Annotated in this window: 17 protein-coding genes; 6 read left to right on the top strand and 11 right to left on the bottom strand. The window is 68.1% G+C overall.

All coding sequences use genetic code 11. From position 1 onward, the window contains the following. From AC1DZY_RS18385 to AC1DZY_RS18360, 6 genes are all read left to right on the top strand, one after another. Positions 1 to 984, top strand: coding sequence for an ABC transporter ATP-binding protein (locus tag AC1DZY_RS18385; RefSeq protein ID WP_476821587.1), 984 nt, complete (start codon positions 1 to 3; stop codon positions 982 to 984). Then, positions 981 to 1,940: an oligopeptide/dipeptide ABC transporter ATP-binding protein gene (locus tag AC1DZY_RS18380; protein ID WP_476821586.1), complete on the top strand. Its 960-nt coding sequence runs from the start codon at positions 981 to 983 to the stop codon at positions 1,938 to 1,940. Before AC1DZY_RS18385 ends, AC1DZY_RS18380 begins: the two co-directional genes overlap by 4 nt. Next, positions 1,937 to 2,938, top strand: coding sequence for an Ldh family oxidoreductase (locus AC1DZY_RS18375; RefSeq protein ID WP_476821585.1), 1,002 nt, complete (start codon positions 1,937 to 1,939; stop codon positions 2,936 to 2,938). The genes AC1DZY_RS18380 and AC1DZY_RS18375 overlap by 4 nt, the downstream gene beginning before the upstream one ends. Further along, complete coding sequence (locus AC1DZY_RS18370) at positions 2,935 to 4,119, top strand: mandelate racemase/muconate lactonizing enzyme family protein (RefSeq protein ID WP_476821584.1); 1,185 nt, start codon at positions 2,935 to 2,937, stop codon at positions 4,117 to 4,119. The genes AC1DZY_RS18375 and AC1DZY_RS18370 overlap by 4 nt, the downstream gene beginning before the upstream one ends. A 29-nt stretch (positions 4,120 to 4,148) precedes the next feature. Beyond that, positions 4,149 to 5,150 carry an ornithine cyclodeaminase family protein gene (locus tag AC1DZY_RS18365; RefSeq protein WP_476821658.1) on the top strand — a complete coding sequence of 334 codons (1,002 nt, stop codon included), beginning with the start codon at positions 4,149 to 4,151 and terminating at the stop codon, positions 5,148 to 5,150. A 187-nt stretch (positions 5,151 to 5,337) separates the two neighbouring features. Next, on the top strand, positions 5,338 to 6,144 hold the full coding sequence (locus AC1DZY_RS18360) for a phosphate/phosphite/phosphonate ABC transporter substrate-binding protein (RefSeq protein WP_476821583.1): 807 nt from the start codon (positions 5,338 to 5,340) through the stop codon (positions 6,142 to 6,144). Positions 6,145 to 6,149: 5 nt separating this feature from the next. Here AC1DZY_RS18360 and AC1DZY_RS18355 read toward each other — a convergent pair whose 3' ends face one another. The 11 genes from AC1DZY_RS18355 to AC1DZY_RS18305 all read right to left on the bottom strand — a co-directional run bounded on the left by AC1DZY_RS18355 (position 6,150) and on the right by AC1DZY_RS18305 (position 16,377). Continuing rightward, positions 6,150 to 6,920 carry an SDR family NAD(P)-dependent oxidoreductase gene (locus AC1DZY_RS18355; RefSeq protein WP_476821582.1) on the bottom strand — a complete coding sequence of 257 codons (771 nt, stop codon included), beginning with the start codon at positions 6,918 to 6,920 and terminating at the stop codon, positions 6,150 to 6,152. Between the two features lie 57 nt (positions 6,921 to 6,977). Continuing rightward, a complete protein-coding gene (locus tag AC1DZY_RS18350; protein ID WP_476821581.1) occupies positions 6,978 to 7,736 on the bottom strand; it encodes an SDR family oxidoreductase in 759 nt (252 codons plus the stop codon). Between the two features lie 63 nt (positions 7,737 to 7,799). Further along, positions 7,800 to 8,606: an aspartate dehydrogenase gene (locus tag AC1DZY_RS18345; protein ID WP_476821580.1), complete on the bottom strand. Its 807-nt coding sequence runs from the start codon at positions 8,604 to 8,606 to the stop codon at positions 7,800 to 7,802. After that, positions 8,603 to 9,430 (bottom strand): alpha/beta fold hydrolase, encoded by an 828-nt coding sequence (locus AC1DZY_RS18340; protein ID WP_476821579.1) that lies wholly within the window; start codon positions 9,428 to 9,430, stop codon positions 8,603 to 8,605. Before AC1DZY_RS18340 ends, AC1DZY_RS18345 begins: the two co-directional genes overlap by 4 nt. Then, complete coding sequence (locus tag AC1DZY_RS18335) at positions 9,427 to 9,741, bottom strand: NIPSNAP family protein (protein WP_476821578.1); 315 nt, start codon at positions 9,739 to 9,741, stop codon at positions 9,427 to 9,429. Before AC1DZY_RS18335 ends, AC1DZY_RS18340 begins: the two co-directional genes overlap by 4 nt. Positions 9,742 to 9,976: 235 nt before the next feature. Beyond that, positions 9,977 to 11,074 carry an alpha-hydroxy acid oxidase gene (locus AC1DZY_RS18330; protein ID WP_476821577.1) on the bottom strand — a complete coding sequence of 366 codons (1,098 nt, stop codon included), beginning with the start codon at positions 11,072 to 11,074 and terminating at the stop codon, positions 9,977 to 9,979. Further along, the gene (locus AC1DZY_RS18325; protein ID WP_476821576.1) at positions 11,071 to 11,898 is read right to left on the bottom strand and encodes an energy transducer TonB; all 828 of its coding nucleotides are present in this window, start codon (positions 11,896 to 11,898) and stop codon (positions 11,071 to 11,073) included. The genes AC1DZY_RS18330 and AC1DZY_RS18325 overlap by 4 nt, the downstream gene beginning before the upstream one ends. Beyond that, positions 11,895 to 12,380, bottom strand: a complete 486-nt coding sequence (exbD, locus tag AC1DZY_RS18320) for a TonB system transport protein ExbD (protein ID WP_476821575.1) — start codon at positions 12,378 to 12,380, stop codon at positions 11,895 to 11,897. The genes AC1DZY_RS18325 and exbD overlap by 4 nt, the downstream gene beginning before the upstream one ends. 4 nt (positions 12,381 to 12,384) lie before the next feature. Beyond that, complete coding sequence (gene exbB, locus AC1DZY_RS18315) at positions 12,385 to 13,227, bottom strand: tonB-system energizer ExbB (protein ID WP_476821657.1); 843 nt, start codon at positions 13,225 to 13,227, stop codon at positions 12,385 to 12,387. Then, a complete protein-coding gene (locus AC1DZY_RS18310) occupies positions 13,196 to 13,879 on the bottom strand; it encodes a Fe2+-dependent dioxygenase (protein WP_476821574.1) in 684 nt (227 codons plus the stop codon). The genes exbB and AC1DZY_RS18310 overlap by 32 nt, the downstream gene beginning before the upstream one ends. 86 nt (positions 13,880 to 13,965) lie before the next feature. Continuing rightward, complete coding sequence (locus AC1DZY_RS18305; protein WP_476821573.1) at positions 13,966 to 16,377, bottom strand: TonB-dependent receptor; 2,412 nt, start codon at positions 16,375 to 16,377, stop codon at positions 13,966 to 13,968. Between the last annotated feature and the right edge of the window lie 33 nt (positions 16,378 to 16,410).

Below are 16,410 nucleotides of genomic sequence, written 5' to 3'. Positions count from 1 at the left end.
ATGAGCGACGCAACGCCGCTCGTCAGCATCCGCAACCTCACGCTCGACGCCAGGACCGAGCGCGGCCAGGCGCATATCCTGCGTGGGCTCGATCTCGACATCGGGCGCGGCCGGATTCTCGGCGTCGTCGGCGAATCCGGCTCGGGCAAGTCGACTTTGGCCTCGGCGCTGCTGCGGCTGCTGCCCGGCAATGTCAGCCGGCTCGACGGCGAAATCCGCTTCGACGGCACGGATCTGTTGAAGCTCTCGCAGGACGAGATGCAGTCCTGGCGCGGTAGGCGCATCGCGATGATCTTCCAGGACCCGATGACGGCGCTGAACCCGCTCTTCACGGTCGGCGTCCACATGGTCGATGTGCTCCGGCGGCGGTTCCCGAAGCTGTCGCGGCGCGAGGCTTTGACCCGCAGCGAGGCCATGCTCGCCAAGGTCGGCATCGCCGATCCGCATCTGCGTCTGAAAGCCTATCCGCACCAGCTCTCCGGCGGCATGCGCCAGCGCGTGATGATCGCGATGGCGCTTTCGGTCGAGCCCGATCTGCTGCTCGCCGACGAGCCGACGACGGCGCTGGACGCCACCGTCGAGGCGCAGATCGTCGCGCTGTTCGACCGGCTCAGGCAGGATTTCTCCGGGTCGATCGTCTTCATCTCGCATCATCTCGGCCTGATCGCCGAGCTCTGCGACGATCTCTGCGTGATGTATGGCGGCGCCATCGTCGAGACCGGCCCGGTCGCTGAGGTGCTGGGTGCGCCGCGTCATCCCTATACCCGCGCATTGCTCGACTGCGAGATCGAGGATGGCGACGAGGGCAGGCTCGCCACCATTCCAGGCGAAGTCCCCAATCCGCTGACCGAACTGACGCAGTGCATCTTCGCCAGCCGCTGCGCCCATACGATCGACATCTGCCTCGAGGGGCAGCCGCCGCTCGCCGGCGTCGGGCCGCGACGGCAGGCCGCCTGCCTGCGTTCGGCAGAGGTCCTGCCATGAGCGCGCCGCTGATCGCCTTCGACGATGTCGCGGTCGTCTATGGCGGCAAGGTCCGCGCGCTCGACGGCGTCTCGCTTGCGATCCAGGCCGGCGAGATCGTCGGCCTCGTCGGCGAATCCGGCTCGGGCAAGACCACGCTCTGCCGCGTCCTGATGGGGCTCGTCGCCGCGACCTCGGGCACGGTCGCTGTCTCGGGCGAAGCACTGGACAAGCGGCTGGCGCGCGATCCGCTCGGCTTTCGCCGGCAGGCGCAGATGCTGCTGCAGGATGCGGTCGCCTCGCTCTCGCCGCGCATGCGCATCCGCGCGCTGGCCGAGGAGCCGCTGAAGATCCACAAGCAGCCGATGGTCGAGGGCCGCGCCCGGCTGCTCGCCATCCTGAAGCGCCTCGGTTTGCCCGAGACGACGCTCGACAAGTTTCCCCATCAGGTTTCGGGCGGGCAGGCGCGGCGCGTCGCGATCCTGCGGGCGCTCGTGCTGGAGCCGCAGATCATCATCGCCGACGAGCCCACGGCCGGGCTCGACGTCTCCGTGCAGGGCGATCTGCTCAACCTGATGCGCGATCTGCACGAGGAGTTCGCGCTGACCTATCTCGTCGTCAGCCACAATCTCAACGTCGTCCGCCGGCTGACCCACCGCACGGTCGTGATGTATCTCGGCCAGATCGTCGAGGAAGCGCCGACGAAGGCCCTGTTCGACGCGCCGGCCCATCCCTATACGGCGGCCCTGCTCTCGACCAACCCATCCGTCGATCCGGCGCATCGCCGCGAGCGCATCATTCTCAAGGGCGAGATCCCGAGCCCGGTCAATCCGCCGCCGGGCTGCCGTTTCCATACGCGCTGCCCGCAGGTTCAGGCCCGTTGCAAGGTCGAGATGCCCGGGTTGAGCGAGACCGGCGCGGGGCGCGGCGTGCGCTGCCATTTCCCGCTGACCGTACCGGTCATGGCCCATTCATGACCACGCTCTCGCTCGACCGCGTCGAGGCGCTCGCCTTTGACGCGCTGATCGCCTGCGGCGCGACGCCGGACAACGCCGCGCCCGTCGCCCGCTCGGTCCGCCGCGCCGAGGCCGACGATATCGGGTCCGTCGGCACGGGCTATCTGCCGGCCTATCTCGCGCATCTGAAAAGCGGCAAGGTCGATGGCAGGGCCGCCCCCGTCGTGACGCAGCCGCGCGCCGCGACGGTGCTTTGCGACGCCGCCCACGGCTTCGCGCATCCGGCTTTCGACATGGCCTTGCCCCAACTGGCCGAGGCTGCCCGCGCTTGCGGCTCGGCGACACTCGCCATCAGCCGCTCCTATTCGATCGGCGTGCTCGGCCATCCGGTCGAGGATCTGGCCGGGCAGGGGCTCGTCGCCATCGCCTTCACCAACTCCCCGCCCAACATCGCGCCCTGGGGCGGGCTCAAGCCTGTCTTCGGCACCAATCCGCTCGCCTTCGCCGCCCCGCGCCCGGGCAAGCCGCCGCTGGTCATCGATCAGGCGACGAGCACTGTGACCAAGGTCGCGCTCGTCGCCGCCGCCAAGGCCGGCGGGCCGATCCCCGGCCATTGGGCTTTCGATGCGCAGGGCGCGCCGACGACCGATGCTCAAGCCGCGCTCGCCGGCTCGATGGCGCCGTTCGGTGGCGCCAAGGGGGCCGGTCTCGCGCTCATGGTCGAAGTGCTGGCGGCGGGGCTGACGGGCGCGAACTTCTCGAAGGACGCCTCGCCCTATGCGAAAACCGATGGCCCGCCGCCGGGCGTCGGACAATGCGTCGTCGCCTTCGACCCTGACGCCTTCGCGCCGGGCTTCCTCGACCGCATCGAAGACCTTGCGACGGCAATGCTGGCCCAGGATGGCGTGCGCCTGCCCGGCGACCGCCGGCTCGCGGCGCGCCAACGCAACCTTGCGGAAGGAGTCGAGATCGACGACGCCCTGCTCGCCCGCATCGCTGAACTGGCAGGACAGCCATGAAGATCGCCGCCATCCGCGCCACGCCCGTCAACATCCCGCTGGAGGCGCCCTATCTCTGGTCCTATGGTTCGCTCGCCGGTTTCTCCAAGACGATTGTCGAGGTCGAGACCGATGACGGGCTCATTGGCCTCGGCGAAGGCCCATCGCCGGCCAATGTCGCGACCATCCTCAACAGCTTCGCGCCGCGCCTGATCGGCCGCGATCCCATCGACATCCAGGCGCTGGAGCAGCTTTGCCTGCCGTCCTGGCGCGGCGTCTACACCGATGTCGATTTCGCCTCGATCCGCGCTTTCGGTGCGGTCGAGATGGCGCTCTGGGACATCCGTGGAAAGGCTTGGGGCCGGCCGCTCCATGATCTTTTTGGCGGCGCGTTCCGCAAGCAGATCGCCTTCACCGACTATTTCGCCTTTCGCGAGGCAAAGGACGGCAAGGGCGGCGAGAGCACGCCCGAGGCGGTGCTGGATTATTGCCTGTCGCAGAAGGCGCGCTTCGGCACGACCATGTTCGAGGGCAAGCTCTCGACGGAAGACCCCGCGCCCTCGGTCCGCGTGCTCGAATTGCTGCGCGAGGCGCTGGGGCCGAACGCCGTGCTGCGCATCGACTCCAACAAGGCCTATTCGCTTGGCGCGGCCAGGCGTGTCGCCTCGGCCATCGCGCCGCTCTCCATCCGTGCCTGGGAAGACCCCGTCGCGAGCTTCGAGGACATGGCGAAGCTGCGCCGGCACACCGATATCCCCTTCTCGGTCCACACGCCCGATCTGCGCCGCGCGGTCGCGCTCGGCGCGCCCGACGCCTTCTGCACCGACGTCAACGTCCATGGCGGCATCGGGCGCGCGCTGAAGTTCATCGCGGCCTGCGAGCAGATGGGCCTCGATTTCTGGTGCTATTCCGGCGATTCCGGGATCGCCAGCGCGGTCTATCTGCATCTTGCCGCCGCCCACGCCCATATCCGCGAGCCCTCGCAGTCGCTGTTTCACATGCAGCCCTTCGATGTGATCGAGGAGGGGCCGTTCCGCCCGCGAAACAACCATGTCGCGGTGCCGCATGGCCCCGGCATCGGCGTCACGCTCTCGAAGGACAGGCTCGCCTTCTGCCACCGGCATTTCGTCGAGAACGGCCCCTTCGACAAATTCCACGACCCAGACCGGCCCGGCATCTTCCGTCGCCTGCCGCTCGCCTGAGGAGAAGACCCATGTCCGCTCACGGCCCCATGCCGCCGATCTACATCACCTATATGAACCGCCTCGACATCGAGGCGCTCGGCATCACGGATGACGAAATCCTCGCCGCGATCGAGAGTTCGCTGGCGACGCAAGGGCGTGGCGAGGCAGTGATCGAGCCGCGCATGCATCTCGAACCCAAGGTCGCCAACGGCCATTTCAACGTGCTGCGCGGCTCGCTCGGCGGCGAGATCGATTCAGCCGGCGTCAAGGTCGTCGGAGACTTCGTCGACAACTACAAGCTCGGCCTGCCCTCCGAGCTCGCCATGCTCACCTTGTTTGACCGCTTCAACGGCGCGCCCAAGGCGATCCTCGACGCATCGGGCATCACCGACATGCGCACCGGCGCGATCACGGCGATCGGCGCGAAATATCTCGCCCGCAAGGGCTCGAAGATCCTCGGTCACATCGGCGCGCGTGGCACCGCCTACTGGAACGTCCGCCTGCTCGACCATCTCTTCGATTTCGACGAGATCCGCGTGCATTCGCGCCGGAAGGAGAGCCAGGACGCCTTCGCCGCGAAACTCTCGGCCGATCTCGGCAAGAAGGTCATCGCGACCGCCGACTGGCAGACTTGCGTCGAGGGCGCCGACATCGTGGTCGAGGCGTCCAGGCTCGATCAGCCGACGCCGATGCTCAAGACCGGCTGGATCAAGAAGGGTGCCTTCGTCGTGCCCTATGGCACGATGAGCGCGGTCGAGCTGTCGCTGACCGATATCATGAGCAAGCTCGTCGTCGACGATTGGGGCCAGTGCAAGGGCGGCAAGTTCGGTTCCCTGCGCGCCCATGTCGAGGCCGGAAAGCTCTCCGAGCAGACGCTCCACGCCGAGATGGGCCAGATCGTCGCCGGCCTGAAGCCCGGCCGCGAGAACGACGACGAGACCATCCTGTTCTGGCATCGCGGCCTCTCGCTCTCGGACATCGCGCTTGGCCACGCCATGTTGGAAAAGGGCAAGCGCCTCGGCATCGGCCAGCGCCTGCGCTTCGCGTAGAGTTTGATAGCCTCGCTTGGAAACACTGCGTCATCCTGGACAAACCGCGCAAGCGGCGCGGATCCGGGGTCCATCATAAGGCAGGACGGCGCTCCAGGATGGATCCCGGCGCTTCGCTTCGCTCCCGCCGGGACGACGAAGAGTTTCCGAAGACGAATGACCACGCTTTAGAAGTTGGGCTGCAGCCATGCTCGTCGCCAATGCCCGGATGTATGCGGTCAATCCGGCGGTGCGCGCCGCTTGGGACGCGCTTTTCGCGCTGGTCTCGGCGAAGGCCGGCGTTCCGCTGGAGATCGTCGCCCACGCCGCGCCAGCGCCGCTTGAGGAACTCTGGCGGCGCGACGATCTCGGGCTCGCCTTCATCTGCGGCTACCCGTTCGCGATGGGTGATTTCGCGCTGCAGCCGGTCGCCGCGCCCATCCCCGCAAATCCGCTCGCGGCGGGCCGGCCGTTCTATGCCAGCGACCTGATCGTGCGTGCTGACGGCCCTCTGCAGACACTGGAGGATAGTTTCGGCGGCCGCATCGGCTGGACGGCGCGGCATTCGCAATCGGGCTTCCAGGCCCCGAGGCGGCATCTGTCGGCCTATCGTCGCGAGGGCCGGCCGCTCTATCGCGAAAGCCTCGGCGAGTTATTGACGCCGCGCCGGGTGATCGACGCCATCATCGACGGCCGTATCGAGATCGGCCCGCTCGATTCCTATTTCCATGACCTGCTGAGACGCCACGAGCCGGAGACCGAGGCTAAACTCCGCGTCGTCGCGACGACGGAACCGACGCCGATGCCGCTGCTGGCGGCGTTTGCCGGCATCGATCCCTGCATCGTCACGGCGTTGCGCGGCGCGTTGTTGGCGCTGGGAAAGGCAGCCGATGCGCGCCCGGTCCTCGCCGAACTTTGCCTTGCAGGTTTCGCCGCCGTCGAGCCCGGCGACTACCGGCCGCTGCTGCAGCGTGCGGCCGAAATCGACGCCACCGGATATCGCGAGCCGGAATAGCGCTCTCAATCGTTCCAGAGGCCGCCGGTGATGCTGATCGTCTCGCCGGTGATGTAATCGGCCTCGTCGGAGGCCAGAAATGCCACGGTCTTGGCGATATCATCGGGAAAGCCCGGCCGGCGCAGCGGGATCGCCTGCGCCCGCTCATAGGCGTCCGGCAGACCTTCGGCCTTGCGCTTGATCTCGGACTCGTCGCGCATCTTGGTGTCGACGATCAGGCCGGGCCCGACCGCGTTGACCCTGACGCCATGTTCGCCGAGTTCGGTCGCGAGCGACTGCGTAATGCCGATGATCGCGAATTTCGAGGCGCAATAGGCGCTGTAGGAAGCGACGCCCGATTTGCCCATCCAGGACGCGATGTTGACGATCGCGCCCTTGCGCCGCTCGACCATTTCGGGCGCGACGGCCTGCGTCATGTGAAAGAGGCCGTCGACATTGACGGCGAAATGCGCCTTCCAGTCCGCTTCGCTCATCTCGAGCAGCTTGCCGACCTTCAGGATGCCGGCATTGTTGACGAGGATGTCGATCGGCCCCAGCGCCGCGCGCAGGCTCGCCACGGCCGCCCTGACCTGATCGCCGGACGAGACGTCGCCGGCAGCCACCGCGACCTTGCCGCCGGCCTTGCCGAGGCTTTCGGCCGTCGCCTTGGCCGCCGCAGGATCGAAATCGAGGATGCCGACATCGCAGCCCTCGGCGAGCAGACGCGCCGCGATGGCCTTTCCGATGCCGTGCGCCGCGCCGGTGACGATCGCCTTGCGGCCTTCAAGTCCGTACATGCGTGGAGGTCCTGTCGATCGGAGCGTGGCGAATGAACGCCTCTCTTTTATAATATATCAGCGCGCGGTCCAGCCGCCATCGGCGACCAAAGTCGTGCCGGTGCAGAAGGACGAATCGTCGCTCGCCAGGAACAGCATCGCCTTGGCGATCTCGACGGGCTGGCCAAGCCGCTCCATCGCCTGCCGCATCTCGAGGCCGCGCCGGAGTTCGGCTCCATCCGGCCCGCTCAGGATTTTCGCGAAATAGGGCGATTCGATCGTGCCCGGCGCGACGCAGTTGATCCGGATTTTCGCCGCGACATGGTCGATCGCCATCGCCCGCGTCAGCGCCGCGACCGCGCCCTTCGAGGCGACATAGGCCGCGCGGTCGGTGATGCCGACATTGGCGACGGCCGAGGCCGTGTTGACGATGACGCCGCCGCCCTGCGCTTCCATCACCGGGATCGCGTGCTTGCAGCCGAGGAAGACGCCCTTGACGTTCACCGCCATCAGCGCGTCCCAGTCGGCTTCCGAGGTCGTGACGACCGTGCCGGCAAAGCCGAAGCCGGCATTGTTGACGAGGATGTCGAGCCGGCCGTGATCGGCGACCGCCTTGTCGATCATCGCCTTGATCTCAGCTTCCTTGCTGACGTCGACGGTGTGGGCGATCGCCTTGCCGGCATTGCTCTTGATCTCGCTCGCGACGCGCTCGGCGGCGCTCCCGTCCCTGTCGGCGACGATCACGATCGCGCCCTCGGAAGCGAACAGCTTCGCCGCCTCATGGCCGATCCCGGAGCCGCCGCCGGTGATGATCGCGATCCTGCCTGCCAGCTTCATTCCGTCGGCCCTTTATGTCGTCTCGGGATCGTGCTGCGTTTATATATCAGGCGCAAGCGGCCGTCACAGCATCATCACTGGAGCGAAGAACTGCTCGATCGCCGCCAGCAGCGATTGCCCGACGATCCAGGAGGATTTCGGGTTGGTCGGCGAGGGGCGGTTGGCGATGGTCAGGCTCATCGTGCCGAACTCGCTGCGGGCGTTGACGACATGCATGTTGCCCGTCGCAGCCGGGTCGCAGATCACATCGACGCCGGTCGCCTCGAAGCCGGGACCGGCCAGCGCCAGCGCGGCGGCGACGTTGAGGTTCTGGGGATAGGCGGCCGCCGCCTCCCGGGCCGTGCCGGAAAACAGCGTCACCGGCGCGCTCAAAGCGTCGGGGTCATGGCCGAGCCCGCGCAACTCGGCGCTCCACGCCGCCGGCGGCTTGCGCGATTCATAGCGCAGCGTCAGCTCTTTCGCGTGACGGACGGCCCGGACATAGTCGAGCGCGCCGAGCGCGCCGGACGGCAGCAGCAGGCGTCCGCCGCCGGTGCGTGCGACCTCGACCAACTCAGTGAACAGCGCCTCGTCATGTAGCGCCCCGATCGACGAGACCAGCACCGGCAGGCCCTGCGCCAGGCATGCCGGCACGCTGCTCCTGACCGCGCCATGCCCTGCCGCCTCGACCACGAGATCGGGCGCAAATTCCGCCACCGCCGTATTGTCGTCCAGCACCGTGCAGGTCGCCGGCACGCGCTCCCGCGAGGGCGATCCCGTCCTGAGCAGCACGCCGACGGCATAGCCCGGAGCCGCCGCACCGAGGAGCGCTGCGGCGATGTCGCCGGCGATGGCCCCAAAGCCGATCAGGACGATGCGGCGCGGCTTCATCCGAGCTCGCCGATCCATTCCGCCACGGTGGCGGTGAAGGCGTCGGGCCGCGAGACCGGGAAGAAATGCCCGCCGGAATCGAGCATGGTCTTGCGCGAGCCGGGCAGGGCGGCGGCCAGTTCCTCCTGCAGGAACCCGGGCACGATCATGTCGTCGCGTGCGCCCAGAATGAGCGCCGGCATCACGATCGAGGCCGTGTCGGCCGAGCCGTCGAAGGCCATCAGCGCGTCGATCCGCTCGCGCACGACCTGCCTCGCCTGGGACGTCACCGGCGCCGACGCCAGCGCGGCCTCGTAGGTGGCCCAGTTCGCCTCGATCCAGGCCGGCGGATAGGCCATCAGGGCGGCGGTCGCGGCATAGGCGTGCGGGTTCTCGTCGAGGATCGCGCGCCGCGTGCCGAACAGGCCGGTCATGTAGCGGCTGGGCTTGAGCCAGGTCGCGCTCAGGATCAGCCCGTCGAGACGCTCGGGCGCGAGCCTGGCCAGCGCCTGGCCGATGCAGCCGCCGGTCGAGTGGCCGAGCAGCACGGTGCGCGCCGCACCGGCGGCGTCGAGCACGCTCAGGCAGTCCAGCGCCAGTTGGTCGATGGTGCAGGCCGCCCGGCCGCGCGTGCTGGCGCCGATGCCGCGCTGGTCGAAGCGGACCACCCGGAACGAGCGCGCCAGCGTCGTGGCGTTGCACTTCCAGAAGCCGGCAGTGCCGCCGAGCCCGCTGACGAGCAGCAGCACAGGGCCCTGGCCCTCCGCGCTTGCCTGCAGCACCGCCCCATCGGGCGTTTCGACGCTGAAGTTTCCGGCCGCACCGGTTTGCGATGCGGCGCTCATTGCAGCGGCGAGTAGGAGACCGGGGTCAGGATGCGCGTGTTCTGGATGTCGATCAGCCCATCGACGCGCTTGAGGTAGTCCTGCCAGCGTGGGTCGGCCAGCATCGTCTTGCGCTTGGCGGCGCGCTCGTCGAGGCTGTTATAGCCCCAGAGCGCCACGACATGGTTGAGCTCGCCGACCTCGGTGGTGAAATAGAAGATGAAGACGCCCAGATGCTCCTTCTGCAGCGGCAGCCCGAACTCGCCATAGATCTTGACGAACTCGCCGAGCTTGCCGGCCCTGATCCGATAGTCGCGCTCTTCATAGATCATTGGACTTAATCCTTCCCCTGGCGACGCTGACGGGCCGGCGGCTTATGACACCTGACCCATGCGCGGTTTGCATTCGGCGCGGCCGTCGGCCGCTCGTCATGCCCGCCGAACATGGCCCAGCCGGCTCGTGCCCGCCATGCCCGTAAAGACGGGGCCGGGACGCGATCCGCGCAGGGCAGAACGGCGGCCTCGGAGAGCTTCGACGTTCATATATCAGGGTGTGCGGATCGTCGAGTTATGGCGCGATCAGTGAGCGCGGGACGCCTTCGAGCGATTGCGTCCCGGTCAGCGCCATCGCGACGGCGAGTTCCTCGACGATCAGCTTGATCCCATGCGCGACGCCGAGCGGCCCGGCCGCCGCCAGCGCCATGGCATAGGGGCGTCCGACCAGTACGGCGCGTGCGCCCAGCGCCAGCGCTTTCAGCACGTCCGTGCCGCGCCTGACGCCGCCGTCGAGGAGCAGCGGCACGGCGCCCGCCACCGCCTCAGTGACGCGCGGCAGCGCCGTGATCGCGGGAACCAGCGTGTCGAGCGTGCGTCCGCCATGGTTGGAGACGATGATCCCGGCCGCGCCCCGGGACACGGCCTCGCGGGCGTCGTCGGGATGCAGGATGCCCTTGAGAACGACTGGAAGCCGCGTCCGCGCGACGAGCCAGGCGATGTCGTCCCAGCCCGGCGCATGCGCCATGGCGATGTCGAAAACGAGATGGCCGTCGCGCGCCTCCGGAGCTGGCAGGTCGGCGAGATTGGCTGCGCCGATGCCCGGCGGAAGCGCGAACCCGGCGCGCTGCTCGGCATTGCGGAGCCCGTTGATCGGCGCATCCACCGTCAGCACGACCGCGGAAAACCCGGCCGCCTCGGCCCTGCGCAGCAGCGCGAGCGTCACGCCGCGATCTGGCTGGAGATAGAGCTGGAACCATTGCGGCGCGCCTTCCGCCCGCGCCGCGATCGCCTCCATCGGCACGCTGGAGAGAGTCGCGGCGACCATCAGGGCGTCGACGGCCGACGCTGCCATCGCGGTCGCGGCCTCGCCGTCTGGATGAAACAGGCGCTGATAGGCGACAGGCGCGAGCAGGACGGGATGGGCAAGGTCGAGCCCCAGCAATTCGATGCGCGTCGATGCGCCGGCGCTTCCACGCAGCACGCGCGGCCAAAGCGACAGGGAGTCGAAGGCGGTGCGGTTGGCGGCGAGCGTCAGGCCGTCGCCGGCGGCGCCTGCAAGATAGGCCCAGGCATTGTCGTCGAGGCGGTCGCGTGCAAAAGCCTCGTAGTCGGCGAGCGCCGCGATCTCGCGCGGAATGCCGTCGAGCCGCGGCAGCAGCGCCCGGCTCATTTCAGCCGGTAATTGATCGGCACGACGAGTTCGACCTGGTCGCCGGTCACCTGCGTCGGCAGCGACGGCAGCGGCTGCGCCCTGACGAGCATGGACAAGGCCTCGGCATCGAGCACGGCCGTGCCGGAGCCCTTGGTCAGGCTGGCGCTGCGGACCTTGCCGGTCCGGTCCATGACGAAGCGCAGAACGACCTCGCCCTCGATATGTTTGGCGCGGGCCTCGGGCGGGTAGCGCTTGTGCCGGCCGAGATGCGCGATCACGGCGCGCTGCCAGCCCGGCGGCAGAACCTGCACCTCCGTGGTGCTGCCCTCGGCAGGCGCGGCGGCGCGCTCGTCGGTGGCGAGCGTCATCGGCGCGGCGGCGACGGAGGCGGCTGCGGCCTGGCTCGGCGCGGCTTCCTCCTTGCGGGCATCCATCGCCTCGGTCGGCTGGCCGTCCTCGGCCTGTTCCTGCTGCTTCTGGGTCTGCTGCTGGGCGAGCTGCAGATCGGGCGGCGCCTCATAGGGCGAGGCTTCGGCCGCCGGCAGGTCGTTTTCCTTCTTGGCCGAGAGCTTCTCGGTCACCTCGGGCGCGGCGGCTGCGGCCTGTGCATCCTCGGCCGGTGTCGCGTCGGCCTGCTCGGTCTCGGGCGCGACCGGCATCGCCTCGAACTCGACGACCATCGGCGCGCCGACATCTTCCATCGATTGCTGCGGCTGGGTCAGCGTCACCAGCGCCAGTGCGACGCCCCCGACATGCAGGCCTGCGACGACGCAGGCGGCCGCGACGAAGCGGATCACATGCTGCCGGCCGCTCTCGTGAGCGATGTCGAGCGTGTCGCTCATGGCGCGGGAGCCGCCGGCGTGGGAGGAGCGCTTGCGGGCGCAGGCCCCTTGGCGTCGCCGCCATCGAGCCCGACCAGCGCGATCTTGAGATAGCCCGCCGCACGTAGCGCGTTCATCAGACGGACGACTTCGCCATAGGAGACGGCCTGGTCGGCGCGCACGAAGATGCGCTGGTCGCGGTCGAGCCTGGTCGCCACGTCGATCGCCGAGGCCAGCTGCTCGACGTTGATCGGCTGCTCGCCGAGCACGATCGAGAGATCGGCCTTCAGCGTCAGGAACACCGGCTTTTCCGGCCGCGGTTGCGGCTTGGCGGTCGAGACCGGCAGCTCTACGGGTGCGTCCACGGTCGAGAGCGGGGCTGCGACCATGAAAATGATCAGCAGCACGAGGATCACGTCGATGAACGGGGTGACGTTGATCTCGCTCGCCTCGGGGAGATCGTCCGCGCCAAAGCCGCTGCCCTGGTTGATGCCGCCGGCCATCGCCCTACTCCGCCGCGCGCGGAAGCATACCGCGGCCGCGGTCGAGATCGCGCGAGACCAGCCGCGCCACGCTGGCGGCGGCATCGCCGACCTCGGCGCGATAGCCGGCGATGCTGCGGCTGAACAGGTTGTAGATGATCACGGCCGGGATGGCCGCGACGAGGCCGATCGCGGTCGCCAGCAGCGCCTCGGCAATGCCGGGCGCGACGACGGCAAGGTTGGTGGTCTGCGATTTCGAGATGCCGATGAAGGCGTTCATGATGCCCCATACCGTGCCAAACAGGCCAACGAAAGGCGCCGTCGAGCCGATCGTGGCGAGCCAGCCCGTGCCGCGCGCGATATCGCGACTGGCTGCGAGCTCGATCCGGTTGAGCCTCGAGACGACGCGCTCCTTGATGCCGTCCTTGTCATAGGCCTGCTTGGACGCGGCGATCTCGTCTGTCGCTGCCGCGACGAGCCGGCGGCCGAGCCGGTGCGATTTGGCCAGCGCTATCGCGGCCTCGCCCAGCGTCGCCTGGCGCGTCAGGATGATCGTCGCCTGCCGCAGATTGCGCTTGGCGGCGTTGAGTTCGAGCGTCTTGGCGAGCCAGATCGTCCAGGTCACGACGGAGGCGATCGCCAGACCCACCATCACCGCCTTCACGACGATTTCGGCCGCCATGAACATCGACCAGGGCGAGAGGTCGTGCGGCACGGTCGAGGCCTGGGCGAAGGCGAGCGAGGGCGTCAGCAGCGCTGCGGCGCAGGAGGTGAGGCGCGCCGCGCTTCGGCAGGTGTGGGTCAGGCGCATGGGTGACACGTACATTATCGCTTCTTCAGGTGTCCGCCCAGTGGCGGATGAGATTATGGTAGATTCCGGTCAGACGCACGCTTTGCGGGTCTTCAAGGCCCCGCTCGGCCTGCAGTTCCTGGATCGTGCGGTCGAGGTCGAACAGCATGGTGCGCGGCCCCTCGTCGCGGATCATGCTCTGTACCCAGAAGAAAGAGGCGCGCCTGAGGCCGCTCGTCACCGGCGTGACGCAATGCAGGCTGGTCGCCGGGTAGAGCACGAGATGGCCGGCCGGGAGCTTGACCTCGTTTGAACCGTAGAGCGTCTCGATCATCAGCTCGCCGCCCTCGTATTCCTCGGGCTCGGCCAGGAAGAGGGTCGCGGAGAGATCCGTGCGGATGCGGGCCGCCTGGCCCGGCACGCTGCGGATGGCGTTGTCGACATGGACGCCGAAATTCTGGCCGCCGGCATAGCTGTTGAACATCGGCGGCAGGATGCGCGAGGGCAGCGCGGCCGAAAGGAAGAGCGGGCTCTTGTAGAGCCCGTCGAGCACGATCTGGCCGAGTTCGCGGCCGGCGGGCGAATCCGGCGGCAGCTGCATGTTGAGCTTGATCTGCGCGGCCTGCGCGCCGGCGGTTTCGCGCCCGTCCTGCCAACTCGCGGTCTCCATCACCTTGCGGCAATAGGCGACCTCCTCCCTGGTCAGGACATCGGGGATGCAGAGCAGCATCTCGTTTTCTCTTTTCGGTCGGGACGCCGGGGCGCTGTGAGGCGCCCAGGCGTCGTGTTTGGTGCGTCGTGTTTGGTGCGTCGTGGTCAGTACTTGAAGGCCAGCGAAAACTGGGCCGAGCGTCCCGGCGCAAGATACACGTAAGGCGAACCGCTGCGGTAGAAGGCGTCGTAGAGCACCTCGTTGGTCAGGTTCAGCACCTGGATCTTGGCGGAGATCGTGGGCGTGAACTTGTATTCGGCCAGCGCATCGAAGCGCCAACCCGCCGGCAGCACGTTGTTGTTGGCCGCGAGCGTGCCGCCATACTGCTTGCTGGTGTAGGTCGCCTGCACGCCGACGGCGAGCTTGTCGGTGACATCGTATTTGGCCAGCACGTTGAAGGATTCGTGCGCCACATTGGCGAGCCTGCGCCCGACATTTGCGGCGGTGACCGACTTCGTCACCTCCGACTGCATGAACACCGCGCCACCGAACAGGCTCAGGCGGTCGAGCACCTTGCCGCCCATGCTGAATTCGATGCCGTCGATGTGATACTCGCCGCCGCCGACAATGGTCGCCCCCAGCGCCTCGCGGGCATTGGTCTTCTCGGTGCGGAAGACCGCGCCGGTCAGCAGCAGCTTGCGGTCGAACGCCTCCCATTTGACGCCGGCCTCGTAGGAGCGGTTCTTCTCGGGGCCGATCGTGGCGTTCGCGGCGGTCAGGCCGCCATAGTCGTTGCCGTTGCCGTCGAGTTCGGCGCCCGACGGGTTCGACGAGGTGCCGTAAGCCGCGTAGATCGCGAGCTCCGGCAGGACCTTGTAGGTGGCGCCGAGATTGAAGTTGACCAGCGTGTCCTCGCGCGACAGCTCGGTCACCACGCCATTGGCCGCCGTCGAGGTCGCCTTGGTGTTGTAGTTTTCGAGGCGGATGCCGCCGGTCAGGAACAGCTTGTCCTGGATGTTGACGGTGTCGAGCGCGTAGATGCTCGCGGTATCGACCAGAACCTGCGTCGGCCGGCCGGTCTTGATGAACTGGCCCGTCCACGGAATGTCGACGCCGCGCGGATTCCACAGGTTCAGCGTATTGCCGGCGATGTTGACGACGCCGAAGGCCTCGGTTGACAGCGCCTGATAGCTGTCGCGCGACAGATCCTCGCGGCTGAACTCGACGCCGGTGACCAGCGTGTGCTTCCAGCCGAAGGTCTCGAACTTGAAGGTCGCGTTGGTCTGGTTGGCGTAGGTCTCGACCTCCTGATAGCGGCTCTTGGCGGTGGAGGGCACGGTCCAGGCGCTAGGGTCGCGCGCGGTGGTCACGGGAGTGCCCGGCGCGCCGGCGACGTAGTCCAGCACGGAGAAACCGTAGCGCGTCGTATTGGTCAGGTTGAGCCAGGACGTGACGTCCCACTCGAGCTTGACTGACGCGATGTCCTGCTTGGCCTTCTGGAAGTCGCGGTTGGGCAGGCCGTAGAAGTTCGAGCGGCGCAGGCCGTTCTCGGTGAAGGGGCGCAGGTTGCGGGTGTCGAAGGGCACGCCCCAGTCCGGCAGTTGGTCGATGTCGGTGTGCGAATAGCTCAGCGTGACCTTGAAGGTCTCCAGCGGCTTGTAGGTCACCGCGAGCGCACCGCCCCAGCGGTTGTCGAAGACCTCGTCGCGTCCGGCGACGTCGGCAAGCTGGCCCATGCCGTTGACGCGGATGGCGAGGTCGGGATTGACGACATAATTGCCGTCGACGGTGAGGCGGCGGGTGTTGTCGGTGCCGAGCGTGGCGGTGGCGTTCATGAAGTTGACGAAGGACGGGGCCTTGGTCACGACGTTGACCGCGCCGCCAGACGAGCCGCGGCCGCCGACGCTGCCCGACGGACCCTTGATGATCTCGACCTGCTCGGTGTTGAAGTTCTCGCGGATCGAGACGCCGGCGTCGCGGACACCGTCGACATAGACGTCGTTGCGCGCGTCGAAACCGCGGATATAGACGCGGTCGCCATAGGCGTTGCCGCCTTCGCCCGAACCCAGCGTCAGGCCCGGCGTCGTCCGCACGAGGTCGCGGAACGAGGTCGCGCCCTTGTCCTCGATCACTTCCTTGGGGATCGTGGTGACGGTGCGCGGCGTATTCAGCAGCGGCTCGGTCAGCTTGCCCGAGGACGACCGATCGACCTTGTAGGGCGCCGACGGGTCGGCAAAGGGGTTGGCGCCGGGCGCGGCGACGACCGGGGCGGGGCCGGTGGCAGGGGATGCCTGGGCCGGACGGGCCGGGCGCGGGCGGGCGGCGCTGCGATTTGTCGCACGGGCGGGTTGCGGCCGGGCGCGGGCCGGCTGGGCGCGACGGATCTCGGCGGGCGCCTCGACATTCAGGGCCGGAAGCTGGCCCGGCGTCTGCGCGCGCGCGTCACCGATCGGGGCAGCGGATGCGATGCAGGCCGCGGCCAGCGCTCCGAGAGCTGGTTTGGCGCCGGAGAGCGCGGTCTTCGGCTGCGGACCTGCACCCCCGCGCAGGGAAAACGGAATCTTCGTGTTGCTCATTACAGCCCCAGGCAGGCTCTCAACGGCCTGCTC

The organism is Allobosea sp. P2_A10 (genome assembly GCF_056405115.1).
Note: the sequence above shows the minus strand (reverse complement) of the source record. Positions and strands in the feature narration are given on the sequence as shown.